General features: G+C 63.1%; 28 protein-coding genes and 3 tRNA genes. 16 read left to right on the top strand and 15 right to left on the bottom strand.

Going from position 1 to position 24,998, the window contains the following annotated elements; translation table 11 throughout:
• Positions 1–44: 44 nt before the first annotated feature.
• Together minD and minE are read left to right on the top strand one after the other, a co-directional pair.
• Positions 45–860, top strand: a complete 816-nt coding sequence (gene minD, locus AC1ECK_RS14175) for a septum site-determining protein MinD (RefSeq protein ID WP_007175863.1) — start codon at positions 45–47, stop codon at positions 858–860.
• A gap of 14 nt (positions 861–874) precedes the next feature.
• Complete coding sequence (gene minE / locus AC1ECK_RS14170; RefSeq protein WP_074263652.1) at positions 875–1,129, top strand: cell division topological specificity factor MinE; 255 nt, start codon at positions 875–877, stop codon at positions 1,127–1,129.
• A gap of 115 nt (positions 1,130–1,244) precedes the next feature.
• On the opposite strand, the gene AC1ECK_RS14165 is transcribed toward minE, so the two are convergent.
• Positions 1,245–2,642: a chloride channel protein gene (locus AC1ECK_RS14165; protein WP_480320029.1), complete on the bottom strand. Its 1,398-nt coding sequence runs from the start codon at positions 2,640–2,642 to the stop codon at positions 1,245–1,247.
• Between the two features lie 232 nt (positions 2,643–2,874).
• Between AC1ECK_RS14165 and waaC the strand changes: the two genes are divergently transcribed.
• Both waaC and AC1ECK_RS14155 read left to right on the top strand, forming a co-directional pair.
• Positions 2,875–3,912, top strand: coding sequence for a lipopolysaccharide heptosyltransferase I (gene waaC / locus AC1ECK_RS14160; protein WP_480320027.1), 1,038 nt, complete (start codon positions 2,875–2,877; stop codon positions 3,910–3,912).
• Positions 3,913–4,488: 576 nt separating this feature from the next.
• A complete protein-coding gene (locus AC1ECK_RS14155; protein WP_480320025.1) occupies positions 4,489–4,617 on the top strand; it encodes a hypothetical protein in 129 nt (42 codons plus the stop codon).
• Positions 4,618–4,804: 187 nt separating this feature from the next.
• Here AC1ECK_RS14155 and AC1ECK_RS14150 read toward each other — a convergent pair whose 3' ends face one another.
• The 3 genes from AC1ECK_RS14150 to AC1ECK_RS14140 form a co-directional block, all read right to left on the bottom strand.
• Entirely contained in the window at positions 4,805–4,984 is a 180-nt protein-coding gene (locus AC1ECK_RS14150) for a hypothetical protein (protein WP_480320023.1), read from the bottom strand.
• A 200-nt stretch (positions 4,985–5,184) separates the two neighbouring features.
• The gene (locus AC1ECK_RS14145; protein ID WP_480320021.1) at positions 5,185–6,492 is read right to left on the bottom strand and encodes an MFS transporter; all 1,308 of its coding nucleotides are present in this window, start codon (positions 6,490–6,492) and stop codon (positions 5,185–5,187) included.
• Positions 6,493–6,940: 448 nt separating this feature from the next.
• Positions 6,941–7,465: an energy transducer TonB family protein gene (locus tag AC1ECK_RS14140; protein ID WP_480320019.1), complete on the bottom strand. Its 525-nt coding sequence runs from the start codon at positions 7,463–7,465 to the stop codon at positions 6,941–6,943.
• Between the two features lie 246 nt (positions 7,466–7,711).
• On the opposite strand from AC1ECK_RS14140, the gene AC1ECK_RS14135 reads away from it, so the two are divergent.
• From AC1ECK_RS14135 to AC1ECK_RS14115, 5 genes are all read left to right on the top strand, one after another.
• On the top strand, positions 7,712–8,326 hold the full coding sequence (locus AC1ECK_RS14135) for an HAD family hydrolase (protein WP_480320017.1): 615 nt from the start codon (positions 7,712–7,714) through the stop codon (positions 8,324–8,326).
• Between the two features lie 18 nt (positions 8,327–8,344).
• Positions 8,345–8,713, top strand: coding sequence for a nuclear transport factor 2 family protein (locus tag AC1ECK_RS14130; protein ID WP_480320015.1), 369 nt, complete (start codon positions 8,345–8,347; stop codon positions 8,711–8,713).
• Positions 8,714–9,012: 299 nt separating this feature from the next.
• Positions 9,013–9,222, top strand: coding sequence for a hypothetical protein (locus tag AC1ECK_RS14125; RefSeq protein ID WP_480320013.1), 210 nt, complete (start codon positions 9,013–9,015; stop codon positions 9,220–9,222).
• Positions 9,223–9,418: 196 nt separating this feature from the next.
• A complete protein-coding gene (locus AC1ECK_RS14120; RefSeq protein WP_480320011.1) occupies positions 9,419–9,781 on the top strand; it encodes a hypothetical protein in 363 nt (120 codons plus the stop codon).
• 26 nt (positions 9,782–9,807) lie between these two features.
• Entirely contained in the window at positions 9,808–10,323 is a 516-nt protein-coding gene (locus tag AC1ECK_RS14115) for a hypothetical protein (RefSeq protein ID WP_480320009.1), read from the top strand.
• 318 nt (positions 10,324–10,641) lie between these two features.
• Here the strand turns inward: AC1ECK_RS14115 and AC1ECK_RS14110 are convergent, their stop codons facing one another.
• Positions 10,642–10,803: a hypothetical protein gene (locus AC1ECK_RS14110; RefSeq protein WP_480320007.1), complete on the bottom strand. Its 162-nt coding sequence runs from the start codon at positions 10,801–10,803 to the stop codon at positions 10,642–10,644.
• A gap of 318 nt (positions 10,804–11,121) precedes the next feature.
• On the opposite strand from AC1ECK_RS14110, the gene AC1ECK_RS14105 reads away from it, so the two are divergent.
• Entirely contained in the window at positions 11,122–11,352 is a 231-nt protein-coding gene (locus AC1ECK_RS14105; RefSeq protein ID WP_480320005.1) for a hypothetical protein, read from the top strand.
• Between the two features lie 262 nt (positions 11,353–11,614).
• Here AC1ECK_RS14105 and AC1ECK_RS14100 read toward each other — a convergent pair whose 3' ends face one another.
• The 7 genes from AC1ECK_RS14100 to rph form a co-directional block, all read right to left on the bottom strand.
• Positions 11,615–13,057: an MFS transporter gene (locus tag AC1ECK_RS14100; protein ID WP_480320003.1), complete on the bottom strand. Its 1,443-nt coding sequence runs from the start codon at positions 13,055–13,057 to the stop codon at positions 11,615–11,617.
• A gap of 1 nt (position 13,058) precedes the next feature.
• Positions 13,059–13,490: a nuclear transport factor 2 family protein gene (locus AC1ECK_RS14095; RefSeq protein WP_480320001.1), complete on the bottom strand. Its 432-nt coding sequence runs from the start codon at positions 13,488–13,490 to the stop codon at positions 13,059–13,061.
• Between the two features lie 122 nt (positions 13,491–13,612).
• Positions 13,613–14,062 (bottom strand): hypothetical protein, encoded by a 450-nt coding sequence (locus AC1ECK_RS14090; RefSeq protein WP_480319999.1) that lies wholly within the window; start codon positions 14,060–14,062, stop codon positions 13,613–13,615.
• Positions 14,063–14,204: 142 nt separating this feature from the next.
• A tRNA-Ser gene (locus tag AC1ECK_RS14085) sits at positions 14,205–14,294 on the bottom strand.
• A 66-nt stretch (positions 14,295–14,360) separates the two neighbouring features.
• Entirely contained in the window at positions 14,361–15,578 is a 1,218-nt protein-coding gene (gene hemW / locus AC1ECK_RS14080; RefSeq protein WP_480320146.1) for a radical SAM family heme chaperone HemW, read from the bottom strand.
• Positions 15,579–15,583: 5 nt separating this feature from the next.
• Positions 15,584–16,198, bottom strand: a complete 615-nt coding sequence (gene rdgB / locus AC1ECK_RS14075; RefSeq protein WP_480320144.1) for an RdgB/HAM1 family non-canonical purine NTP pyrophosphatase — start codon at positions 16,196–16,198, stop codon at positions 15,584–15,586.
• 52 nt (positions 16,199–16,250) lie between these two features.
• Positions 16,251–16,991, bottom strand: coding sequence for a ribonuclease PH (rph, locus tag AC1ECK_RS14070; protein ID WP_480319997.1), 741 nt, complete (start codon positions 16,989–16,991; stop codon positions 16,251–16,253).
• Between the two features lie 265 nt (positions 16,992–17,256).
• Here rph and AC1ECK_RS14065 point away from each other — a divergent pair, with 265 nt between their 5' ends.
• The 5 genes from AC1ECK_RS14065 (at position 17,257) to AC1ECK_RS14045 (ending at position 22,189) form a co-directional block, all read left to right on the top strand.
• Entirely contained in the window at positions 17,257–18,180 is a 924-nt protein-coding gene (locus AC1ECK_RS14065; RefSeq protein ID WP_480320142.1) for a YicC/YloC family endoribonuclease, read from the top strand.
• A gap of 31 nt (positions 18,181–18,211) precedes the next feature.
• On the top strand, positions 18,212–18,892 hold the full coding sequence (gene gmk, locus AC1ECK_RS14060) for a guanylate kinase (protein ID WP_480319995.1): 681 nt from the start codon (positions 18,212–18,214) through the stop codon (positions 18,890–18,892).
• 60 nt (positions 18,893–18,952) lie between these two features.
• On the top strand, positions 18,953–19,156 hold the full coding sequence (gene rpoZ / locus AC1ECK_RS14055) for a DNA-directed RNA polymerase subunit omega (protein WP_006025620.1): 204 nt from the start codon (positions 18,953–18,955) through the stop codon (positions 19,154–19,156).
• An 80-nt stretch (positions 19,157–19,236) separates the two neighbouring features.
• On the top strand, positions 19,237–21,609 hold the full coding sequence (locus tag AC1ECK_RS14050; protein WP_480319992.1) for a RelA/SpoT family protein: 2,373 nt from the start codon (positions 19,237–19,239) through the stop codon (positions 21,607–21,609).
• A 91-nt stretch (positions 21,610–21,700) separates the two neighbouring features.
• Positions 21,701–22,189: a phage protein NinX family protein gene (locus tag AC1ECK_RS14045; protein WP_480319990.1), complete on the top strand. Its 489-nt coding sequence runs from the start codon at positions 21,701–21,703 to the stop codon at positions 22,187–22,189.
• A gap of 131 nt (positions 22,190–22,320) precedes the next feature.
• Here the strand turns inward: AC1ECK_RS14045 and AC1ECK_RS14040 are convergent.
• Positions 22,321–22,397 (bottom strand) — tRNA-Arg (locus AC1ECK_RS14040).
• Between the two features lie 82 nt (positions 22,398–22,479).
• Positions 22,480–22,556: transfer RNA gene (locus tag AC1ECK_RS14035), tRNA-Arg, on the bottom strand.
• A 119-nt stretch (positions 22,557–22,675) separates the two neighbouring features.
• On the opposite strand from AC1ECK_RS14035, the gene greB reads away from it, so the two are divergent.
• Positions 22,676–23,245, top strand: a complete 570-nt coding sequence (gene greB / locus AC1ECK_RS14030) for a transcription elongation factor GreB (protein ID WP_480319988.1) — start codon at positions 22,676–22,678, stop codon at positions 23,243–23,245.
• A gap of 212 nt (positions 23,246–23,457) precedes the next feature.
• On the opposite strand, the gene AC1ECK_RS14025 is transcribed toward greB, so the two are convergent.
• Positions 23,458–24,627 carry a porin gene (locus AC1ECK_RS14025; protein ID WP_480319986.1) on the bottom strand — a complete coding sequence of 390 codons (1,170 nt, stop codon included), beginning with the start codon at positions 24,625–24,627 and terminating at the stop codon, positions 23,458–23,460.
• Between the last annotated feature and the right edge of the window lie 371 nt (positions 24,628–24,998).

The following is a 24,998-nucleotide window of genomic DNA, read 5'->3' as shown; positions in this document are numbered from 1 at the left end:
GCCGGACTTATTTGAACGAATTTGACGAACACAGGGTAAGGGTAATGGCAAAAATCATTGTGGTGACTTCGGGCAAGGGTGGCGTGGGCAAGACGACCACGAGCGCGAGTTTTGCATCGGCCCTCGCGTTGCGCGGCAGCAAAACCGCCGTGATCGACTTCGACGTCGGCCTGCGTAACCTCGACCTCATCATGGGCTGCGAACGCCGGGTGGTGTACGACCTGATCAACGTGATCCAGGGCGAGGCCAATCTGAACCAGGCGCTGATCAAGGACAAGAAGTGCGAGAACCTGTTCATCCTGCCGGCCTCGCAAACGCGTGACAAAGACGCGCTGACCATGGAAGGCGTCGAAAAGGTCATCAACGACCTGATCGCGATGGACTTCGAATATATCGTCTGCGATTCGCCGGCCGGTATCGAATCGGGCGCGCTGCTGGCGATGCACTTCGCCGACGAAGCGCTGATCGTGACGAACCCGGAAGTCTCCTCGGTGCGCGACTCGGACCGCATTCTCGGCATCCTGTCGTCGAAGACCAAACGTGCGATCGAAGGCAAGGAGCCGATCAAGGAACACTTGCTGATCACGCGCTACAACCCGAAGCGCGTCAGCGAAGGCGAAATGCTCTCGCTCACCGACATTCAGGAAATCCTGCGTATCGATCTGATCGGCGTGATTCCGGAATCGGAAGCGGTGCTGCATGCGTCGAACCAGGGCCTGCCGGCCGTGCACCTCGACGGTACCGATGTTGCTGAAGCCTACAAGGATGTCGTGTCGCGTTTCCTCGGCGAGCAGAAGTCGCTTCGCTTTACCGATTACCAGAAGCCAGGCCTCCTGCAGCGCCTCTTCGGCACCAAGTAAGAGGAGCGCACGTAATGTCGATTCTTTCGTTTTTGTTGGGCGAGAAGAAGAAGTCCGCGTCAATAGCGAAGGAACGCCTGCAGTTGATCATCGCGCATGAGCGCGCCGGCGGCCATGCGCCTGCCGATTACCTGCCTGCGTTGCAACGCGAACTCGTCGCCGTGATTTCCAAGTACGTGAAGATTTCCGATGAGGATATTCGCGTCAGTCTCGAGCGCCAGGACGACCTCGAAGTGCTCGAGGTCAAGATCGAAATTCCACAGGCCTGATTTCCGGCGGTCTGTTTGCATGATGTGTGATGCCCACTCCTTGCCGCTGCCCTGGCGGGGAGGGGGCGAGTCGGGTTGCGCTGCATGGCGCAACCTTTCCGAGCGGTCTGACGCGCTACCGGGGCGGCGTGTCGACCGTGGCGGCTTCGGTCGCTTGCGGCTCCTCGCCGATCAGCGCCTCGGGCACCTCCGGAACGGGAGCCGGCGCCGGTTGCGGCAGGGGCGCCAGGTAGCGCTCCGACAGCGCTTCATAGAGCGGTGGTGCAAAGAAGCGCGACACGCGGCTTGCGATCAGCGCGGTCGCCATCAGCGAGATCACCAGCGCGTGGCCGTTGATCATCTCCATCACGATTACGAATGACGTTATCGGCGCCTGTGTGACGGCGGCCAGATAGCCGACCATGGCGAGGGCGATCAGCATCTGCAGTTGCATGCTGCCGAACACCATGTGCAGCAGGTTGCCGAAACCCGCGCCGATCGACAGCGACGGCGCGAAGATGCCGCCAGGAATGCCCGGCAGATACGAGCCGACCATCGAGATCATTTTCAGGAACGGATAGAACACCGACAACTGCTCGCGGCCGTCGAGCAGCCCGCGCGCTTCCGCGTAGCCGCTGCCGAAAGTCACGCCGCCGGAGATCAAGCCGACGAGCGCGATCGCCAGCCCGCATAGCGCGGCAAAGACGACCGGCCGCTCGCTGTGCAGTTGGCGCAACCGGGCCGGAATCCAGCGCGCGGTGTTGAGCAGCAGCCAGCAGAAAAACCCGCCGGCGATGCCGGTCACGATAGCCGTGAGCACCACGGCCACGGCCAGCAGATCGGGGAAGTGGGCGCCGATCTGAATCGTGCCGAAATACGTGTAGTTGCCGTTCAGCCCGAGCGCGATGACACCGGCGATGATGATTGCGGTGATCAGCACGCCGCTGGCGCGTGCCTCGAAGCTGCGGGTGAGTTCCTCGATGGCGAAGACGATCCCGGCCAGCGGTGTGTTGAACGCCGCCGACAGGCCCGCCGACGCGCCGGCCAGCACGAGTTGCCGCTCGATCAGTGCGTTCGAGCGCGGGTAGAAACGCCGCAGGTTGAACATCAGCGCCGCGCCGACCTGCACCGTCGGCCCCTCGCGGCCAATCGTAAAGCCGCCGAGGATGGCGAGGAACGACACCGCGATCTTGCCGAACAGGATGCGAAACGACAGCAGCCGGGAGCCATATTCGCCGGGCCTGGCGTGCAAGGTGGCGATGACCTGCGGGATACCGCTGCCCTCGGCGCCGCGAAAGAATTTACGCGTGAGCCACACGGACAAGGCCGCGACGGCCGGCGTGACGAATAGCGGCAGCCAGGCATGCTGGTGCTGCATGGCCCGGAACTGCGCATAACCGAAGTCGATAAGCCGGGCGTAGAGCACGGCGATCAGGCCGACGGCAATGGCGCCGAGCCAGAACACGCCGTATTGACGCCACAAGCGGCGCGTGCGCCGGGCAACGTTGGAGGACAGAGGTGCGAATGCCCGCATCGGATGAGCGTTCAGGCAAAGCACGAATTATAGCGGCCGATCTGCCGGCGTGACCGGATGAAAGCAGATTGAAATAAATATGACAGGTAGCGCTTTAGACCCGCTCAGCGTAACAACCGGCGGTGCGCCGCGCCAGGCGCTGCCTCAGCCGCGGTGCGGTCTGGCGGCATATAGGGCCAAGGGATGCTCAGCTATAATGACGGCCGCGATCGATACTGTGACGGGCTACTAAATGAAGCGAATTCTTATCGTCAAGGTGACTTCCCTGGGCGATATTGTCGAGGCCCTTCCGGTCATTGCCGACATCAAGCGAGCATTCCCAGGGGTGCAGGTCGACTGGGCAGCGGACGAAGCGTTTGCCGAAGTGGTCCACTGGAGCCAGAGTGTGGACCGCGTCCTGTGCGCGCCGCTGCGCCGTTTCAAAAAGGCGCGCCGCTGGTCGGATCTCAAGGCTATCGCCGCTTCCATCGGCGAGTTGCGAGCCTACCGCTACGATTGCATCATCGATATTCAAGGTGTCTACAAGACCGCGATCATCGCCTTCCTGGCGCGGTCGTCGCGCCGCGTCGGCTATCGGAACCGGGACCTCGGCGAGGTGGGTGCCGCATTCGCTTATACCGAACGATTTGGCCCTCGTCCGCACGCCAGCGCCTGGGAAGGCATGCGCATCAGCGCCGGCGAAGCGCTCGGTTTCCAGCCCGAAGGGCTGCCGGTATTCGATCTGAAACTGCCCGAGCCGGGTGCCCTGCCGTTCGAGGCGGGCGACGCACCCGTCGCGGCGCTGTTTCATGCCACCTCCAAAGACGACAAGAAATGGCCGTTGACGCACTGGGTCGCGGTGGGATCCGAACTGGTGCGGCGCGGGTTTCGTATCGTGCTGCCGTGGGGGTCGCCCGGCGAGCGTGAGGAAGCCGTCGCGATCGCTGCACAGGTGCCGGGTGCGACCGTGCTGCCGCAACTGAGCGTGACGGAGGTTGCCCAGATGATCGACGCCTGCTCGCTCGTCATCGGCACGGATACGGGCTTCGTTCACCTCGCGCATGCCCTGCAAAAGCGCACGGTAATGATCTTTGTCGCCACCCCGCCGGCGCACTTCGGCATCGAGGCGCCGTTCCGCTCCATTTCGATCGGTGACGGCCGTTCCGTGCCGCCGGTCAGCGAAGCCTTGCAGGCTATCGACTACGTGCATACCGATCCTCTCAATGCCGCAGAGGTGGCTGCCGCCACGGCCACAGCCGATGCGCTGAGACAGTCCGCCGCTGCAGCCTGAGGCGTCCTTTGTGCGGCCGCTGCGCGCGGCCTTGCGGGTTGCGCAATTGCGTTCCTGACGCTCGTCCACTGCTCTGCGTTGCGGCCCACTTCCCGCCGCTGCCCATTCTCTGCCGCGAAAAGAAAAAAGGCGCGCCGCACAGTCCGCCCAAGCCAATGAGCGCTGCCACAGCGCGCCTCTAAATGCGCCCGCGTCGGGGAACGACAGGCGCAGAGGATCCAGCAATGAACACAACAGAACTGCACCAGAGAGACTGCTCGCTGCGCGCCAAGTTCAATCGTCTGTGTCAGCCGCGTCTGCATACGCTTCTCACCGGGCGAGCAGCGGGCAGTTGTAGCGGCGCATTACACGGCTGTTAAATGTGTCGCTTTTCGTAGGCTGCATACACCCGGCCTAGACGCCTGCGCAGCATGCGCAACGCCTCGCGCGCTGTTCTCCGGCCTGCGAATGCCGCAAAACCTGTAACGCGGCGCACATCATCACTTACAAAATGCAACGCCCGTGCGGGGCCGCATCGTGTCCAATCGAAAGCATTCGAGGCTCACTCGAATACCACTCAAACGACGGGAGAACGACGTGAAACGCTTGACGCTGACTTTGATTGCAGGCGCGCTGCTGGCTGCTGCGCTGGGAGGGTGTGTGATCGCACCGGCGCCGGGGTACTACGGCGGGGGCGGCTACTATCACCACGGGTACTACTATTGATAAGCGGGGGCGTCACGCATTCACTGCATGCCGCGGCCGGGGAGAGAAGGGCTGCGAAGAAGGGAGGGGAAGCAATCCGTCGCACGGTCCGCATCTGTGGCCGTGCGACGCTTGCTGACCGATTCCGTTGCGCTTTTACCCAACGCCTCGATCCGGTCCTGGAGGCGCTGAAATGACCGCGCCTCGGCTAGCTCAGCATCATTTCGAACGCGACAACCGCGACGATGGCGGCCGCATTCGCAGCGAGCGCTTCGAGCACGATGCCTTTCCAGCTCGAAGGACGAAAGCGGATGGCCAGCAGCAGCGAGCACAGCAGCGCCAGTGCGATGATCATCACGATGTCCGAGTTCTGGAGATAAAGCCGCATGGTTGCCTCCTGGCTCTTCGGGTAGCGGGCCGAGTATCTGGTCTCACGGGTATCCGGCCTGAGTATAGGCTCGCCAAAAAGGCGTGCAAGACAGGGAACTCACCAGGCGAGCGCGAGGAGGCATCAGCGGGAGGCGGGCGAGGAATGAGTGGGGTGCGGCGCCGCCCGCGCGCGGCAGGCAGCGAGCGCCGGCGCTGCGCTTACATCAGTTGAGTGTTACGCGTCTCGCGCATGCACAGCACGCCCAGCAGACTGACTGCCGCGGCAATCGAGATATACGCGCCGACCCATGTCAGGCCGCCGTGCGCGGCCAGCACCTGAGCAATGTACGGCGCCACCGATGCGCCGAGAATGCCGCCGAGGTTGTACGACACGCCTGCACCGGTATAGCGCACGTGAGTCGGAAACAGTTCCGGCAGCAGCGCGCCCATCGGCGCAAAAGTCACGCCCATCAGGAACAGTTCGATCACAAGGAACAGCAGCACGAGCGGCATCGAGCCGCTGCCGAGCAGCGGCGCCATCGTGAAGCCCGACAGGATCGCCGCGACGATGCCGGCGATCAGAACCGGCTTGCGGCCGTAGCGATCGCTGGCCCAGGCGGACAACGGCGTGGCGAGCGCCATGAACAGCACCGCGACGCACAGCAGGCCAAGGAAGCTCTGCCGTGGAATGTGCAGTACCGAGACGCCGTACGACAGCGAAAACGTCGTCGCGTTATAGAACAGCGTGTAGCACACCACCATCGCGAGGGCGCCCAGCAGCGTCGGCCAGCCGTGCTGCGCGAACAGCGTGGCGATCGGCACGGCCACGCGCTCCTTGCGTTCGATGGCCGCGCGAAACGCCGGCGTTTCGGCGATCTTCAGGCGCACGTACAGACCGAGCGCGACCAGCACGGCGCTGACGATAAACGGCACGCGCCAGCCCCAACTGCGGAACTGTTCGTCGGAGAGCGACAGGGCGAGCCCGAAGAAGAGGCCATTGGAGGCCAGAAAGCCAATCGACGGTCCAAGTTGCGGGAACATGCCGAACCAGCCGCGCTTGCCGGCCGGGGCGTTTTCGGTGGCGAGCAGCGCCGCGCCGCCCCACTCGCCACCAAGGCCGATCCCCTGGCCGAAGCGCAGGATGCACAGCAGGACCGGCGCAAGGCTGCCGATCGAGTTGTAGCCGGGCACGAAACCGATCAGGGTGGTCGAGAGGCCCATCACAAGCAACGACGCGACGAGGGTCGATTTGCGGCCGATACGATCGCCGAAATGGCCAAACAGGAACGAGCCGATCGGCCGCGCGACGAACGCAATGCCGAATGTGACGAAGGCGGATAGCGCTTGCGCGGTCGCCGAGCCATGCGGGAAGAACACCGGTCCGATGACGAGCGCGGCCGCGGTCGCATAGACATAGAAATCGTAGAACTCGATCGCGGTGCCGATGAAGCTTGCGAAGATGATCCGCCTGCTGCTGTTTTGACCGGCCGCGTCGGGCTGGGTCGCGGAAATCGGCGAAGTGGACATTCAGGGTCTCCAGTTTCGTGATGCGGCGTGGCGTGCCTCAAGGGCGGCGCGCGGACACGGCGTCTATTGTTTGGATTCGCGTGCGCCGCGGCTGGACGCCCTGTGCCGGCAGGACGTTGCGCGGGCAACGATTCGACAGCTTACAACGACCGAAGAGGGCCGGCGCCGGCTGTACCAGGAAAACACCAGGTGGAGCGCAACGGCAGCGTCGGCGCGAACGGCCGGACAGCGCGGTGCACAGCGCGCGGGTGGCGCGGCGACGCGAAGGACGGCTGTACGGGGCCGGCGGGTGAGCCGGCGGCGATGGCCGTGCCGGGCAAGCCGGCGAGTGGATCGCAAAATTATAGCGTGGGGGTAGGCAAGCCGTGTGGCCGATCAACAGGCAGGCATAGCGCAGCCGCGACCCGGCGCCGTGCTACGCCTGCCAATGCGCGCCGCTTGCGGCGCTTCAATCGATGTTCTGCGCTTGCGGTGAAGCGAACTCGCGCAACTGGAACTTGCCGTTGTCGTTGAAGAGCCAATCTTCGAACAGCTCGACCTGTCCGCGGGTGTTGAGCAGCTTCGCCGGCGGCTGCGGCAGCGGCGCTGCCCGTCGCAGGGTGGCGAGCGCGGTGCTCTCGGCCTCGTCGTCGCCGTTGGTGCGGTACACCGCAGATTGCAGGACCTGGCCGTCACGGTCGACCGTGAACGACACCACCACCAGCGAGCGCAGCATCGGTTGCAATGTGCCCTGCAGCACATAGGACGGATTGCGATCGAGGATGCGCCGGGCCACTGCGATGCGATATTGATCGAGCGTTGCACTGTTCACGGCGGCCGGTGGCGTAATCAGCAGCGGCCGCTCGGGTGGCGTGATTGTGCAAGCGGCTGTCGCTATGGAAACCGCGAGCGCGAGACCTGCGCCGCGTGCGAGCGAGAGCCTTGAGTTGTTGTGGAAGGCGAGGCCGCGAAGGTGGCGTGTGCAGGTAAGCATCGCAGGCTCCGCTCGATAACAGGGGTGATTTCATGGTAGTCAAATCCCGCTATCTTTCAATGCGAGTTGCCCCTGATTCGACTTGCCTGAACTGAAGCGTGCACAGTTTGATGCTCCTGGTTTGCTGCATGCGTCATGCGCCTCGTCAGCCTGGATGAGGTGCGGTATGCAGCATGGATACGCTTGCCGGTCTCTGTCAGAATCGTGAGGTCATCGACTTGTGCGATCCACCCTTCGAGCGACGCCATGACTGCCCCCATCTCCCTGGTCCTGTTCGACCTCGACGACGTGCTGTGCCGCTACGACCGCGCGGCGCGTATCGCCCATATCGCGGCGGTGGTCGGCCGCGATGCGCAGGCAGTCCGCCAGGCCATCTGGGACTCGGGTCTCGAAGGGCGTGCCGACGCGGGCGAGGTTGACGACGCCGACTATCTCGACGAACTCGGCGCCTTGCTTGGCTATCCACTCACACTCAATGATTGGCTCGACGCGCGCCGCGCCGCGATGACGCCGGATCCCGAAGTGATTGCATTGGCGAGAGCGGTGGCCGCTCGCCATCGGATCGCGGTGCTCACCAACAACTGCCGCCTGCTTGCCGATTACATCCACTATCTTTGCCCGCCGGTTGCCGAGGTATTTGGCACGCAGGTGTACGCCTCGGCGTCGTTCGGTGTCGCCAAGCCTTCGCCCGAACTGTACCGGCGTTGTGTCGCGCACCTCAGTACGGCGCCTGACAAGACCTTCTTTATCGACGACGTCGAGGCGAATGTCGCTGGTGCGCTCGAGGCCGGATTGCATGGGCACCGGTTTGTCGGTACGGAAGCGCTCGCGAGCGAACTGGCTTACTATCGGCTGCTTTAACTTTCTTCCGAATCCCTGATGCCGCTCTCTCCTGAAGCTGTCGTGCAGCGTCAACTGGACGCCTACAACGCGCGCGACCTCGACGCGCTGGTTGCCACCTACGCCGACGACGCCCAGTTGTTCGAGCATCCCGCTACCCTGCTGGCCAGTGGCCACGCCGCGGTGCGCGAGCGGATGGCTGCGCGCCTGCAGGAGCCCAACCTGCACGCAAAACTGCTCAACCGTATGGTGATGGGCAACCGGGTGGTGGATCACGAACGGGTGACCCGCACCTTTCCCGAAGGAACCGGCCAGATCGAAATGCTGATGATTTACGAGGTGGACGCCGAGCGTATCGCACGCGCGTGGGTGCTGGCCGGAAACCGCACGCTCGATCACGCGGGCTAGGCGTGCTTCGCGCTTTTGGCGCACTTGATTCGCGTGGACGGTGCGGCTAAAGCTGGCCCTCCTTTCACACGCCTTCACAGCGAAAGGCTTTTCCCGGTCGCTGCTCGCAACAATGCGGTGGCCGGCGCACGAAACGTCTGGCTCGCTTACACGGCGCGGCACGCGAGCGCGCTGCCGGCGCAGTTGCACCGCACGAAAATGTAATCTCGTAACCTCGCGAAACATGGCAGTAGCCAAAGGATTGTCCCGGCTCACTAGGATGTCGACATCGCCCATGCATCGACTAACGGAGGTGTCAGATGTTGAGCCATCACGAACTCGCGACGCTCATGTTGCTCCGGGAAACCGGGCGGCACCTGGAAGAACGCGATCCTGACGTTCTCGCGTTGCGCCGCTACGAGCTGGTCGAAGTGCGCTCGCACGACCGGCAGGGCTCGACGCTGCAATTGACCCGGCGTGGCCGCGAATTGCTGCAGCGTCTCCATCTGGACGGCGGCCGGCTGCAATAACGACGGCGCTCGACGCGTTTTGCAGCCGGTTCGCCACAGCCCGTCTTCGCTGCCGTTCATGACAGAAATCTTGCAGTGTAACGAGCGGAAAAATACCCGTGCTCTTAAGTAATTGTATTGCGGCTTAGAGTGGCATAGCGTTCAGTAGTACTGTGGGACACCATGTCGGTGCCGGTTAACGTCGTGGAGAAAAGGTGTGAAAAGGGTGAAGATTTTGCTTGGCTTGTCCGCTGCAGCGATGGTTTGCGCGAGCGGCGTGGCGCATGCAGCACGCGTTGGGGTGTACATCGGAGGCGGGGGTTACTACTACCCGTGGGGACCGGTGCCGTATTACTACCCGTATCCGCCGGCAGTCGCCGTGCCGGTGCCGGTTCCAGCAGAGCCGCAGGAGTACGTGGAACAAGGTCAGCCCGGCGCGGCCACGGCGCAGGCATCTCAGCAACAAGGCGCCACCTGGTACTACTGCGACGACTCGAAAACCTACTACCCGTATGTGAAGTCGTGCGCATCGGGTTGGCGCCCGGTGCCGGCGCAGCAAGCGCAGTCGCCTTCAAACTAGAAACGCATTACCGCAAAGAGAAGGAAATGAAATATTCAAGGTTTGCTCTTATCGCCTCATTGAGCTTTCTCGGCGCATGCTCGGTCATGCCGGCGGGCCCCAGCGTGATGGCGCTGCCCGGCACCGGTAAAACCTTCGATCAGTTTCGCGCTGACGACAACTCGTGCCGGCAGTTTGCCTTCCAGCAGGTGGGTGGGGTTTCGACCAACCAGGCGGCGACCGCCAGCGCGTTGGGTAGCGCGGCGGTCGGCACGGCCATCGGCGCGGCCGCCGGCGCTGCCTTCAACGGCGGTCGCGGCGCGGCGGTCGGTGCGGGCGCCGGCCTGCTGGCGGGCAGCGTGATCGGTGCAGGGGCGGCGCAAGGTTCGGCGTACGACGTTCAGCGCCGCTACGACTATGCATACCTGCAATGTATGTATGCATCCGGCGATCGGATTCCGGTGCAGGGCCGCATGAACACCATGCAGTCCTCCGGCGGCTATGTGACCACTCCGCCGCCGCCCCCAGGTTCGCCGCCGCCTCCGCCTCCCGGCGTGTATTGATCGTAGCGAACTTGCTTCATGCGAATGCGGCTGCCGTTTCCAACGGCAGCCGCATTGTTTTTGGGCGGGATGTTTGGACAGGCGACGAGTCAGGCCGTCGCGAGTCGCATGAATCTCGCACGTGTAATTGAACGAAACATTGCGGCAACCCCACCGCGCTCAAATCCCTCTACACTGCAGTTGCCTCTCCCAAAGGAGGCATCGGTGGAAGGTCTTTTATTTGCCCGCTTCGTGCGGGCATTCTTTTATGCGCTTTGAGCGCCTCCACCGGCGCGCATCAAGTGCATTGCGCCAACCGCGTGCCGCACGTGCACGTGCTTAACGGTGCCAGCCGCCGCCAAATCCAACCCCGACGCTCACCGCTGGCGGAGCATAGTAGTAGCCATAGGCCGGATACGGTGCGTAGCCGTACGGCGCCGGTGCGACAACGCAGCCGCCAAGGCTGGCCGCAACTGCAATCAAGGCGAGAAGTCTGAGCATGATGGATTGTCCTCCTGTTTGATAGCTTGGAGACGTGCGGGGTCGAATGCGTTCGCCCCGGCGTGTGACGGTGCGTTACTGATCGAATCATGCAAATCCGCTCTGCGCCCCGCTATGCTGTGTGCGCCGCGACAATGGGGGCACGCCCCATTTACAGATGCTTACGTTCGCAGTATGTCTGATGAATCGCGCCGCTCGCATCTGGGCGCTTGCCGGACCCAGAGGACATAGCGGAAATCCCAGGTGTTGCGTGCGCGCTACCTTGCGAGACGTACGGCGTTGCTATGATGGAGACACTGTTCCTTGGGAGCGGCAATCATGGCGATCAGAGATTTGACCAAAAGCGAGCGGCAGCACGCCGCCATCGCCGAAGCACGCAAGCTGGCCGACAGCGGCGCGTATCACGATTACACCGATATCGAATACGTGTTGCGCTTCGACCAGGGGCTGTCTGATGTGTCGACCTTGCTCGACAGTCAGGCCATGCACCGCGATTTGAATCGCCGTTGCGCGGATGCGCGAGAGAAGCAGGCGGTTTGCGCTGTGTGAGCTCGCGGGAGCAGGTTCGGCGCGGCGCTGTAAAAAGGCCCACCGGATCGGGGTGGGCCAAGTCAAGCTGAGGAGATTCACAACACCTCACGGGGAATGAGGCAACTCCAGTGTAGGCGTGGGTGAAGCTGGTTGGGTTTCAGCCGTTCTTACAGCTATTACAACCCGTGACCGGATGCGCCCGGTGCGCTGGCGCATCGCATCGGGTTCCGCTCCAATGGCGTTGCGCGTGCACGGGTCTCCACACCGGTCCCTATCGCCCTTATCGCTGCGTGCAGCGGGCTTCATTGTGGCTCAGAGTTCCGATCCCCTGCGACGGCGAAAGCCTGGCAGTTGGACTCGCCTTGCCGAAACCGCGCGCGGCCATCCACCAGACGATCGCAGCGACCAGTGCAACCGCAGCGGCGGTTTCGAGTGCGACACCCATGGCTGCTTCGAATGGATGTATGGCGCTCATGAAGCCGCCGAAGATCGCCACACCCAATGCGGCGCCTGTCTGGCGAGCTGAATTGAGCACTGCTGCCGCGATGCCGCCGCGTTGTTTTTCGACCGTACCCATCGCCGGTGCGGTAGCCGCCGGCGAGACGAAGCCTGACGCTAGCCCGATCGCGAGCATCGGGGCAACGGCAACCCAATATGGCGCGTGTGGCGACGCCGCCAGCATGCCGAGCGAGCCGGCCGCGTACAGTGCGAATGCAGCGCACATCGAGAGGCGGGCACCGCAGCGCCTCACGAGACGATGTGACGCGAGTCCGCCGATCGCGACCATCGCCGTCATCGGCAGAAACGCGAGGCCGGTTTCGAGCGCCGAGAACCCGCGCATGGTCTGATAGCTGATGCTGAGCGTAAACAGCAGCCCGTAAAACACAAACGCGGACGCCATCGAGACCGCAGTCGATGCCGAAAACAGCGGACTCCTGAAGAATGAGAGCGGCAGCATCGGATCGTCGCTGCGTTGCTCGATACCGAGGAACAGTGCCCACGCAGCACCGCACACCAATATTCCGACGATGATCGGCGCTGATCGCCAGCCGAGCGTCGAGCCTTCGATCAGCACGGCGATCAGCGTGCCGAGCGCGGCAATCGCTGTGGCCTGGCCTGCGAGGTCGAAATGACGGCGCGGTGCGGAGCCGTCACGACCGATCGAGCGCGTTAGCCAGATGCCGGTCAGTGCGATCGGCACGTTGACGATGAAAATGCTGCGCCAGCCGAGCGCATGGATCAGGATGCCGCCCACGAGCGGCCCGGACGCCATCGCGATGCCGCCGCAGCCCATCCACACGCCAACCGCCGACGCTCGCCGGGCCGGGTCAGGAAAGGCGCGATTGATCAGGGCCAGCGAGCACGGCACCAGCATCGCGCTGCCCACGCCTTGCAGGGCGCGCGCGAAGGCGAGTGTCACCAGATTGGGCGCCATGCCGCACAGCGCCGATGCCAGCGCAAATAGCGCCAGCCCCGCAAGGTAGACGTTTTTCGCGCCGAGGCGGTCGCCGAGCGTGCCGCCGCTGAGCAGCAGACTCGCGAAGCTCAACGTGTAGGCATTGACGACCCACTGCAAGCCCGTGACGTTGCTGTGCAGCGTGGTGCCGATCTGTTCGAGCGCAACGTTGACGATCGAGGCGTCGAGCAGAACGATCGTGTAGCTGATGCTGGTTGCGGCCAGCACCCGGCGCGCCGTGGCCGAGATCCTTGCGAGCTGGGACATGTCAGGAGCGCTTCGTTCCGAGTGTGGCGGCGAGCGATCGGAAGCCGACCCAGCCCCAGTAGACCCGGTGATGCACGATCAGGCCGCCGGCGATATCCATCATCTCCACCAGATCCACCTGGTCGCCATCCGGTGTTTGCCGCGGATATTCCCAGGTGAGCTGCTTGCCGTTGGCGAAGAAGGTGCCGGTGCGGTACCAGCGGCCCAGATCGTTAGGCGGGGCGCGCAAGCCGGCAGCCAGGAACGGCGTGATTTCGGCTTTGCCGCGCAGAATGCCGCTCTGCCTGTCGGGCGAGGTGGCGAGGATCAATGGGCTTTCGAGCAGCGCCTCGTCGTCGTAAAGCGCCAGCAGCCCCGCGAGATCGCGCCGCACGACCGTCTCGTGCCACTGGTCGTAGATGTAGCGAATCTCGGCTTCGGTGGCCTCGTTCATGATCGGTTTCCGTCGTCGTTGTGGGACTTCGAGTCTAGGGTGTCCCCTGACGGAATGTTTCGATGCGTGCCGAACTATGCGGACGCCTTCGCGCCTTCAGTGTCGCGTCTTGCTAACGTGCCTTAATGAATGACGAGCGCGTTCGACTGCACATTGCCCACACCCGAGACGACATTCACGCCGACATTGCCGCTCACGTGCGCCAACGCGCCTGCACCGAGTGTCGCCGTGCTGCTGCCGTTGACCGTTGCTGCGGCGTGGGCATCCTGCAGCGTATTGACGTCTGCCGCCGGCGCGCTGATCAGCGCGATCTGATTGGCTTGTGCATTCAGCGCGCCCGCCGCGATATTCACGCCGACGTTGCCGCTGGCGCCGCCGAGCACGTCCGCTCCGACCGACACCGTCGACATCGCGGTTGTGGCCGTGCCGCCGCTCTGTTGGACAGTCGTAAGCTTCGTGCCGCCGAACAGCGCAGCGGCATCGTGGTCCGTGGATGCCCAGGCGCTGACGAGGGCAGGCGCCGCGCCGATGGCGAGGGAGACGAGCAGGGTGATCAAGGGGCGAAGTTTCATGTGTGACTCCCAGACGAGTTCCGACGGGACTCGTAACTGTGTATCGGCTGGGCCAGGCGAAAATTGAGTCGGGGAAGTACGTAGACGTGCTGTGTTGCGCGGGACGTGCTGTGCGCTCGGAGTTGCGCAGCGCAGGGGTGTGTGGCGGAGGCGGTGAGATTCGAACTCACGGAAGGATTGCTCCTTCGCCGGTTTTCAAGACCGGTGCCTTAAACCGCTCGGCCACACCTCCAAGCCCTAAATTGTAACCTGAAATCCCTACGTCACGGCAAGTTCGCCTGGAATTGCTCACTGCGACTCACTGCGGGTCTTTCAGGAACAGCGCCTGCAGATCATTGAGGAAGGCTTGCCCGAGCGGCGTCGGTGCAATCGTCGCGTGATCGCGCACAATCAGGCCGCGTCGTTCCGCTTCCTGCAATGCCGGTTCGATCGACGTCATCGACAAGCCGGTGCGCTCGATGAATCGATGCACCGGAAACCCCTCCACCAGTCGCAACGCGTTCAACATGAACTCGAACGGCAGATCGCGCGAGCCGACTTCATGTTCTTCGTGCACGGGCGTCCCCGCTTTCGCCTGCTCGATGAAGGTGGTCGGATGCTTGTAGCGCATCTGCCGCAGGATGCGATTCGGAAACGACAGCTTGGTATGCGCGCCGGCGCCGATGCCGAGGTAGTCGCCGAAACGCCAGTAGTTGAGGTTGTGCCTGCTTTGCCGGTTCGGCCGGGCGTACGCCGACACTTCATAGCGCTCATAGCCGGCCGCCGCGGTGCGCGCGTGAATCCAGTCCTGCATGTCGGCGGACGCGTCGTCATCCGGCAGTGCCGGCGGGAATTTCGCAAACAGCGTGTTCGGTTCGAGCGTCAGGTGGTACAGCGACAGATGCGGCGGCGCGAACGACAAGGCCGTTTCGATATCCGCCTGACACTCCGCGAGGGTCTGCCGCGGCAGGGCGAACATCAGATCGAGATTGAAGTTTTCGAAGGTGGTGGCGGCTACGTCCACCGCATGGCGCGCCTGCGCCGCATCGTGGATCCGGCCGAGCGCCTTCAGATGCGCTTCGTTGAAACTCTGGATGCCCACCGACAGCCGGTTCACGCCACTTGCCCGAAACTGCGCGAATTTGTCCGCTTCGAACGTGCCGGGGTTCGCTTCCAGCGTGATTTCGGCGTCGGCGTCGAGCGGCAGGAGCGCGCGTACGTCCGACAGCAGCCGGTCGAGCCCCGCCGCCGACAGCAGGCTGGGCGTGCCGCCGCCGATAAACACGGTATGCACCTGACGACCCCAGACGAGCGGCAACGCGAGTTCGAGGTCGCGGCGCAAGGCGTCGAGATACTCGTTCTCGGGGAATGCATCGCCTTTCCACTCGTGCGAGTTGAAATCGCAGTAGGGGCACTTGCGCACGCACCACGGAAAGTGCACGTACAGCGCCAGCGGCGGCAGCGAGGTCAGATGAATGCTGCCCGGCGCGGTGAACGCCGGGATCACCCCGGCGCCGCTTTGGCCGGCGGGTTTGATGGGAATCACGCTTCCTCCGTCAGCCGCGCAAGCAGTTGCCGCAACGCGATCGCGCGATGGCTGCTGGTGTTCTTCACCGCCGGATCGAGTTCAGCGGCCGTCGCGTTCAGTTCAGGCAGGAAGAAGTGCGGGTCGTAGCCAAAGCCGTGCGCACCGCGCGGTACGTCGATGATCTCGCCTCGCCAACGGCCTTCGGCAATCAGCGGCTCCGGGTCTTCAGCGTGGCGCACGAGCGCCAGCACGCAGAAGTAATACGCGCGCCGGTCGGTTTCGCCCTGTAGCTGCTCGACGAGGCGTGCATTGTTTGCGGCGTCGCTCTTCGGGCCGCCGGCAAGCTGCGCGTAGCGCGCCGAGTAGACACCCGGTGCGCCGCGCAGCGCGCGCACGCAGAGTCCGGAATCGTCGGCCAGCGCCGGCAAGCCGGTGAGCCTCGCGGCATGACGCGCCTTCGCCAGCGCGTTTTCGACGAAGGTCGGATACGGTTCTTCCGCCTCGGGCACGTTGAGCGCGCCTTGCGCAATCAGTTCGATGCCGGCCGCGCCCAGCAACGCGGCGAACTCGCGCAGCTTGCCTGCGTTGTTCGAGGCCAGCACCACCTTGCCGGGCGCCGCCGGCGTCACGTTTGCCGCTAGCGCTGCCGTTACCGTAGTGGCGCCGCCGGCGCCTTGACGATCATTCACCCTTCAACCCCAGCGCTTCTTTCTGTTTCGCCACCAGCGTGCTGATGCCGTCGCGTGCGAGATCAAGCAGCGAGTTCATTTCGTCGCGCGAGAACGGCGTGCCTTCAGCCGTGCCCTGGATTTCAACGAAGCCGCCTGCGCCCGTCATCACGACATTCATGTCGGTGTCGCACTTCGAGTCTTCGTCGTAGTCCAGATCGAGCACCGGCAGGCCGTTGTACACGCCCACGGAAATCGCCGCCACGAAGTCCGTAATCGGCGAGCTTTCGATCCGTCCGCTGGCGAGCAGCCTGGACACCGCATCATGGGCCGCGACGAAGGCGCCGGTGATGCTCGCCGTGCGCGTGCCGCCGTCGGCCTGGATCACGTCGCAATCGAGATTCATGGTGCGTTGGCCGAGCTTCTCGAGATCGAACACCGAGCGCAAAGCCCGGCCGATCAGCCGCTGGATTTCCTGGGTGCGGCCGCTCTGCTTGCCGCGCGCGGCTTCGCGGTCGTTGCGGGTATTGGTGGCGCGCGGCAGCATGCCGTACTCGGCCGTGAGCCAGCCCTGGCCGCGATCGCGCAGGAAGCCGGGCACCGTCTCCGCGATGCTTGCCGTGCAGATCACCTTGGTGTCGCCGAACTCGACCAGCACCGAGCCCTCCGCGTGCTTCGTATAGTGGCGCGTGATGCGCACATCGCGCAACTGATCGGCGCGGCGGCCGCTGGGGCGTTTCGTGGTGTCGTTCATCGTTCGGGGTCTTGGTGGGAAAAAGGCTGGAGGGAAACGTCGATTTTACCGCCGATCGTGCGGGGCGGCTGGAGCATGGCCCGGTGCGTGGTCCGGCGTCTTGCGTGCTCCGGCGCGAGCCGTGCGACGGCCAGGCCGCGTGCGGCGGGGCGTTCCGCCAAAAATGGGATAATGCCGGTTCCACGCCCCGCGTCTCGTACACGCCGGGCGATTCGACTCTTCCGGCCATCCCTTCAGCGGCATGGCCTCTATCGCGAGACAAATGATGATCTACAGCATGACTGGCTATGCGAGCGCCACGCGCGAACTCGCGGCGACCTCAGGCAACGGCGGCGTGAGCGTGTCGGTCGAACTGCGCACGGTGAACTCGCGCTTCCTCGACCTGAACTTCCGCATGCCCGAAGACGTGCGCGTCTGCGAGCCGACGCTGCGCGAAATGCTGATGAACAAGCTCTCGCGCGGCAAGGTGGATATTCGTATCAACCTGCAGCGCAGCGAACAGGCGGCCAATGCCGGGGCGATCAATCATGACGCGTTGTCGCAACTCGCGCTGCTCGAACGCACGGTGGTGAACGCCTTCCCGGAGGCGGGCCGCCTGCGCACCGGCGAAATCCTGCGCTGGCCTGGCGTGCTGGCCGAAAGCGGCGTTGCGGCGGAAACGCTGCGCGATGCGGTGCTCGCGTGCGGCAAGCAGGCGATTGCCGATCTGATCGACGTGCGCGCGCGCGAAGGCGCGCAACTGGCGACGATGCTGCTCGCCAACGTCACCGAGATGGAAACGATCGTCGCGAAGATTACGCCGCTGGTGCCGGAGTTGATTACCAAGCATCAACAGAAGATTGTCGAGCGGCTCCAGGAAGCGCTCGGCATCGCCGCTCCGGATACGGTGACGACGAGCATCTCGCGCGAGGAAATCGCCGAGCGGATCCGCCAGGAAGTGACGATGTACGGCATCCGCATCGACATCACCGAAGAGCTGTCGCGCCTCACCGCACACCTGAACGAAACGCGCCACGTGATCGAGAAGGGCGGCAAGGTTGGCAAGCGCCTCGACTTCATGATGCAGGAGCTAAATCGCGAAGCGAACACGCTTGGCTCGAAGGCCGCCGCGAAGGAACTGGCCGATTCGTCGATGACCCTGAAGCTGCTCATCGAACAGATGCGCGAGCAGGTACAGAATCTCGAGTGACCCTCGAGCCCACTTTCGGACAACGATTGCAATGACCGACCACACACGCGAAAGCAGCGCACCGCGCAACCCCTACGCCGGCGCTTATCCCGGCAACCTGTTCATGGTGGTCGCGCCTTCGGGCGCGGGCAAATCGACGCTCGTCAACGCGCTGCTCGCGCGCGACCAGGCGATCCGCCTGTCGATCTCGTACACGACGCGCCCGCCGCGTCCAAAGGAGAAGGACGGTGAGCATTACCACTTCACGGCCGTCGACGATTTTCTGAAGCGCCACGCCGAGGGCGAGTTCCTGGAAAGCGCGGAAGTGCATGGCAACTACTATGCAACCTCGCGCCTGTGGATCGAGGAGCAGATGAAAAGCGGCCATGACGTGCTGCTCGAAATCGACTGGCAGGGCGCGCAACAGGTGAAAAAGCAGTTTCGCAATGCCGTCGAGATCTTCATCTTGCCGCCCTCGCTCGAAGCGCTCGAAGAGCGTCTGAAGAAGCGCGGTCAGGATGAGCCGAACGTGATCACGCGGCGGCTGCTCGCGGCCGGCAGCGAGATTGCGCACGCGGCGGAAGCCGAGTACGTGGTGATCAACGAGAACTTCGATCGCGCGCTCGCGGAACTGCAATGCCTCGTTGCCGCCACACGCCTGCGCTTCGCCTCGCAATACGCACGCCACACGGACCTTTTTGTGCAGCTCGGCATCCACCTCCCGCACGCGTGATCGCGGCGAGGTATCGAGCACATAAGGTAGAATAAGCAACATACTGAGAAGGAACCCAACATGGCCCGCATTACCGTCGAAGACTGTCTGAAACAGATCCCGAATCGTTTCGAACTGGCACTTGCCGCAACCTATCGCGCACGCCAGCTCGCACAAGGCCACACGCCGAAGATCGAAAGCCGCGACAAGCCTACCGTTGTTGCGCTGCGCGAAATCGCGGCCGGCCAGGTCGGCGTCGAAATGCTGAAGAAGGTACCGGTCTAAGGTACGCTTCAGTCGTTCTCGATAGCCATGTAATTCACACACGCGTGCAGACCGGCGTCCAACCCGATACGGAGGCGAACATGAGCACTACCCCCTCGCCCCCCGTCACGGAAGTGGAGCACGAAGCCCACGACAGCGACTCACCGGCTTCTGCACGCAAGTACATCGACGCGGTCCTCGAACAGTCGTTTCGCCATCTGTTCGGGCCGACCGCCACGCCGGAGCAGCCGCGCCGGCATGACGTCGTTTCGATCGCCAAGCTGACTACCGCACTGTCCGGCTATCTTTCGCCGGAAGAGATCAAGGAAGTCAAGGCGGCGTTCCACTTCAGCGACGAAGCCCACCTCGGGCAGTACCGCCAGAGCGGCGAACCCTACATCACGCACCCCGTTGCTGTCGCAGAGATCTGCGCTAGCTGGAAGCTCGACGCCCAGTCGATCATGGCAGCGCTCCTGCATGACGTGATGGAAGACCAGGGCGTGACCAAGGCCGAACTCGCCGAGCGGTTCGGCGCGAAGGTCGCGGAACTGGTCGACGGCTTGTCCAAGCTGGACAAAATGGAGTTTCGCAATCGCGAGGAAGCGCAGGCGGAGAATTTCCGCAAGATGCTGCTCGCGATGGCGCGCGACGTGCGCGTGATTCTGGTGAAGCTCGCCGACCGCCTGCACAACATGCGCACCCTCGGTGCGGTGCCGCCGGAAAAGCGCCGCCGCGTTGCGCGCGAGACGCTGGACATTTACGCGCCGATCGCCCACCGCTTAGGTCTGAACAATACCTATCGCGAGCTGCAGGATCTGAGCTTCGCCAACTTCAACCCGCATCGTTATGCCACGCTCGAAAAAGCCGTCAAGGCGGCGCGCGGCAACCGGCGGGAAGTGGTCGGCAAGATTCTCGAGTCGGTGCAGCGCGCGATTGCCGATGCGAAGCTCGACGCCGAGGTCACCGGCCGCGAAAAGACCATCTTCAGCATCTACAAGAAGATGCGCGACAAGCAGTTGTCGTTCTCGCAGGTGCTCGATGTGTACGGCTTCCGCGTGGTCGTCGAGAGCGCGCTCGAGTGCTACACCTGCATCGGCGCGCTGCATGCGCTCTACAAACCGGTGCCGGGCAAGTTCAAGGACTACATCGCCATTCCGAAGGTGAACGGCTACCAGTCGCTGCACACCACGCTGGTCGGCCCGTTCGGCGCGCCGATCGAGTTTCAGGTGCGCACCCGCAAGATGCACGAGATTGCAGAAGCGGGTGTGGCTGCGCACTGGCTGTACAAGAACGGCGGCGCCGACCTGAACGACGTGCAGAAGCGCGCGCATCAGTGGCTCAAGTCGCTGCTCGATATTCAGAGCGAAGCAGGCGATTCGAGCGAATTCCTCGAACATGTGAAGATCGATCTGTTCCCGGATGCGGTCTATGTGTTCACGCCAAAGTCGAAGATCATGGCGCTGCCGCGCGGCGCCACCGCCCTCGACTTTGCCTATTCGATCCACAGCGATCTGGGCAACCAGTGTGTCGCGGTGAAGATCAACAATGAACTGCTGCCGCTGCGCACCGAGCTGAAGAGCGGCGATATCGTCGAAGTCATCACGGCGCCGTATTCGAAACCGAATCCGGCCTGGCTCGGGTTTGTGCGAAGCGGCAAGGCGCGTTCGGCGATTCGTCACTATCTGAAGACGATGCGGCTGAACGAGTCGGTGCAACTGGGCGAGCGGCTTGTCGATCAGGCGCTCAAGGGCTACGACCTTGCGCTGTCCGATGTGACGCCGGAAGTATGGGAAAAGCTCGTCCAGTGGACCGGCAACAAGAGCCGTCAGGAAATTTTCGCGGATATCGGCCTCGGCCGGCGTGTGGCGGCGGTGATGGCCAAGCGCATCGAGGTGCTGATGAGCGGCCGCGATGCCGACGACGACAGCCCGCGCTCCGAGTCGGGTCATGCGTCGCATGCGCCGCCGGTTGTGATTACCGGCACCGAAGGCATGTCCGTGCAGCTATCGGCCTGCTGCCGGCCGATTCCAGGCGACGACATCATGGGCTATATCGGCATCGGCCTCGGTATGGCGATCCATACCACCGACTGCCGGGTCGCCCAGCGTATCCACAGGCGCGATCCGGGCCGCTGGATCGACGTAGCGTGGGCGCCGCAACCGGGACGTCTGTTCGACGTGGCGGTGAAGGTGCTCGTCAAGAACACCAAGGGCGTGTTCGCCCGCGTCGCGGCGGATATCACGTCCGCCGACGCCAATATCGTCCACATTGCGATGGACGAAGACCTGTCGCAGGAATCCACCGTCTTGCGCTTCGTGATTCAGGTGAGCGACCGGGTGCATCTCGCCAATGTCATGCGCCGGGTTCGTACGAATCCGGACGTGATGCGTATCGCGCGCGAACGGCCGAGCGAGGAAGGACATCACCGTCACGATGGCGGGATGCGAATCGACCGCGAACGGGCCGATTACTGAGCGTGCCGGGTGGCGGGCAGGTTTGGGCGCGAAGCTTGCTCACTTCGTTCGGCGAGATCCGCCGCTCACTCTGTTCTTGAGGGGGAGGGTGATGAACGTAGCTGACCTGACCGGCATGGCGCTCGACTATTGGGTTGCCCGCAGCCTGCACGACTTCGTGCGCGAAATTCACTTTACTGATAGCGGACAAACCGTGGCGATACGCGGTGAGGATCACGGCCATCTGTGGGACGGGCGCTTCACGCCATCTACCTCGTGGGAAGCCGCGGCGGCGGTGCTGGAACGCGCGCAGCGTCTCGAGGTGCGCGAGCACGTCAGCCGGCAGCAGGCATACTGCATTGCGGATTTCACGGGCGGCCACAGGACGGTGGAGGGGCGCGGTGCTTCGTTACGCGAAGCGCTGCTGCGCGCGTTCGTGGCGAGCCGTTTCGGCGATACGGTCGAGGAGATGCTGCAGCAATCTCAGGGGCTGGTCGGCCTGAGCGCGACGCCCATCAGCGAGCAGGCGTTGACGCTTTCGGTCGAAGAGAGTCCGAAGCCTGAGGGGCAGATCGGGGATATCCAGTCGGCGCCCCGCTGAGGGCGGGCGGCTTCAGATGTGCGATACCGGCGCGGCTGAAGCCGCGGCTGGTGCGCGTGCTGCTTGGGTTGGGTAGATGCTTTTACGGGATCAAAAACAAAGGGCCTTCCGTGAGGAAGGCCCTTTATAGGTGGTGCGGCTGGCAGGATTCGAACCCACGACCCCTTGGTTCGTAGCCAAGTACTCTATCCAACTGAGCTACAGCCGCACGCTAAACGGGTGCAACGCGGATATAACAACATACCCGGGTGAAACAGAAGGGCCTCCCCGGAGGGAGGCCCTCGAATAAGTGGTGCGGCTGGCAGGATTCGAACCCACGACCCCTTGGTTCGTAGCCAAGTACTCTATCCAACTGAGCTACAGCCGCACGCAGAAACGAGATTATAGCAAAGCTAAAAGAAAAGGGAAGCCTCAAACTGCGATTTGTCCCAGTGCCCTGATCGTGTAACCTTGATAGGCAGGGTTTGCTGCAGTCAATGGAAGATCATGAACAAGGCCTTTGTCAAAGAGTCGAGCGACGAGAATGATGACGATCTCGACACCGCCCAGCCCGCGATCCCGGCGGGCGCGAAAAATTACATTACCCCCGCAGGCTACCGCCGGTTGCGCGATGAATTGCTTCATCTAATCGATGAGGAGCGCCCGGAGGTCGTCAAGCTGGTGTCGTGGGCGGCGTCCAATGGCGACCGCTCTGAAAACGGCGACTATATTTACGGGAAGCGGCGCCTGCGCGAAATCGACCGGCGCATCCGCTTTCTGACCAAACGCCTCGATCTGGCCGAGGTGGTGGACAGCAGCAAGCAGGAGAACGTCGATCAGGTGTTTTTCGGCGCGACAGTCGACTATGCGACCGAAGATGGCGAGATGCACACGGTGACGATCGTCGGCGTCGACGAGGTCGATCTGGACCATGGGCGGGTTAGCTGGATCTCGCCCGTCGCGCGGGCGCTGGTGAAGGCCAGAATCGGCGATCAGGTGACGCTGCATACGCCCGCAGGGCCGCAGCCGATCGATGTGATCGACGTCAGGTATCCGCCGCCGGATACGGGTGGTTAACGGGCGGGGCTGCTAAACGCGGCTCTTGCGCGGCTTCAGAGGGGAAGTATGTTGCGTCGCGATGCGCCGCGGCCTTGGCCGCTATGCCATGCTTTCGGGCGACGTGCCCCGCATCCTTGCCAAAGGGTGCCCCCGTCCGTTCAAGCCGCATCAGGACGAAAAAAAGGCGCCGCAAGCGGCGCCTTTCTCTACTGCATATACAACCAGATGCTTTAGAAGCGGTGACGCAGACCTGCCGTCACAGCGACTTGGCTGTTGGTTGCCGAAGCCGTGCCAACACCGTTGATGACTGCGTCGACGCCCGAACCTTCGTTCACGCGTTGATACACGCCTTGCAGGTACACGTCCGTACGCTTCGACAGCGCGTAGGCGGTTTGCAGGTTGAACTGGTTCCACTTCGGACGGACGCCGTCGATCGAAGCTTGCGTGTACGTGTACGCAGCTGCGATGCTCAGTGCCGGCGTCAGCGAATAACGGCCGTTCAGTTCGAAGTTCTGGAAGTGGCCGCTGCCGCCGCCCAAGCCCAGGCCGTTCGACGTGCCCGAGTTGCTTGCCGTGATACCGACAGCCTGGTTCAGGTTCGTTTGCGTGTACACAGCGCCAACCACTGCCGGGCCGAACGCGTAGCTCAGGCCAGCGCCCCACGTCCGCTGGCGGCCAGCTTCGAACGTGTTGTCGCTTGCGACTGCGCCGCCCGTGTTCGACGATGCCGACGGTGCAAGGATGCCCGCGACGTTGTTGTTCAGTTGCATGTAAGCGGCTGCAACGTTCAAGCCACCGTAGGTGTACGAACCGCCGAGGCTGTATGCGCGGTTGTTCGCGAAGGCGCCTGCGGCGTTCGAGAAGCCATACAGGGCGCCGAACTTGAAGCCGCCGTAGTTCGCGCTCGAGTACTTGATCGAGTTGTTGATACGGAACGAGTTGTCCAGGTTGTCGTTGTCATACGGGTGGGCGAACTGCGTGCCGCCGTATCCCGTGCCCGTCAGAGCCAGCGGGCCGACGTAGTCAACCATGCTGTCATATTGACGGCCGAGGGTCACGGAACCGTATTGGTCGCTTGCCAGACCGACGAAAGCTTGACGGCCGAATTCACGGCTGTTTTGCTTGAGCGTGCCGTTGTTGATGCCGAAGCCGTTTTCCAACGTGAAGATTGCCTTCAGGCCGCCACCGAGGTCTTCCGAACCACGCAGGCCCCAACGGCTGCCGTTAACCGAGCCGCTGGTTTCTTGCCAGTTGGAGTGACCGCTCGTAGCGCTCGTGCGCTGGTTGCTCGTGTAGGTGATGCCGGCATCGATCAGGCCGTACAACGTGACGCTGCTTTGTGCTTGTGCTGCAGTAGCAAAAACGCCCGTCAGGGCCGCGACCATGAGTGTCTTTTTCATCTTTGTAACTCCGAGAACAGGATGGGCTTTGGAAACCCAGGCTTCAAGGAAACGTCACGCTTACGCTGCGAGAGGCGAATACAGCGTGAAAACGCGCATACATCAAGCGCGCTCGTTTCCGGACAGGCAGAGTGTAGGGATGTGGTCGCCCGGCGGGCATTCCGATTTGCGCAATAAAGTATTACTTGACGCGCAATTATTGGTGGTGTCAGTGAAAGCCTTACTGGGAAAGGCTTTGCGAGCATGAATTGGGCGAGGCGGTGCGGTGTCAACCGCGACGCGTTGTTCAATTGCTACATCAAACGATGTAAAAAAACAACGCCAAAAGAATGAAAAAAACGATTGTTGTTATAAGCGCAATAGATGATTGT

It is taken from the genome of Paraburkholderia sp. SSBN10T (assembly GCF_056619545.1).
The sequence above is the reverse complement of the archived record's forward strand: the minus strand, read 5'-3'. Positions and strand labels throughout refer to the sequence as shown.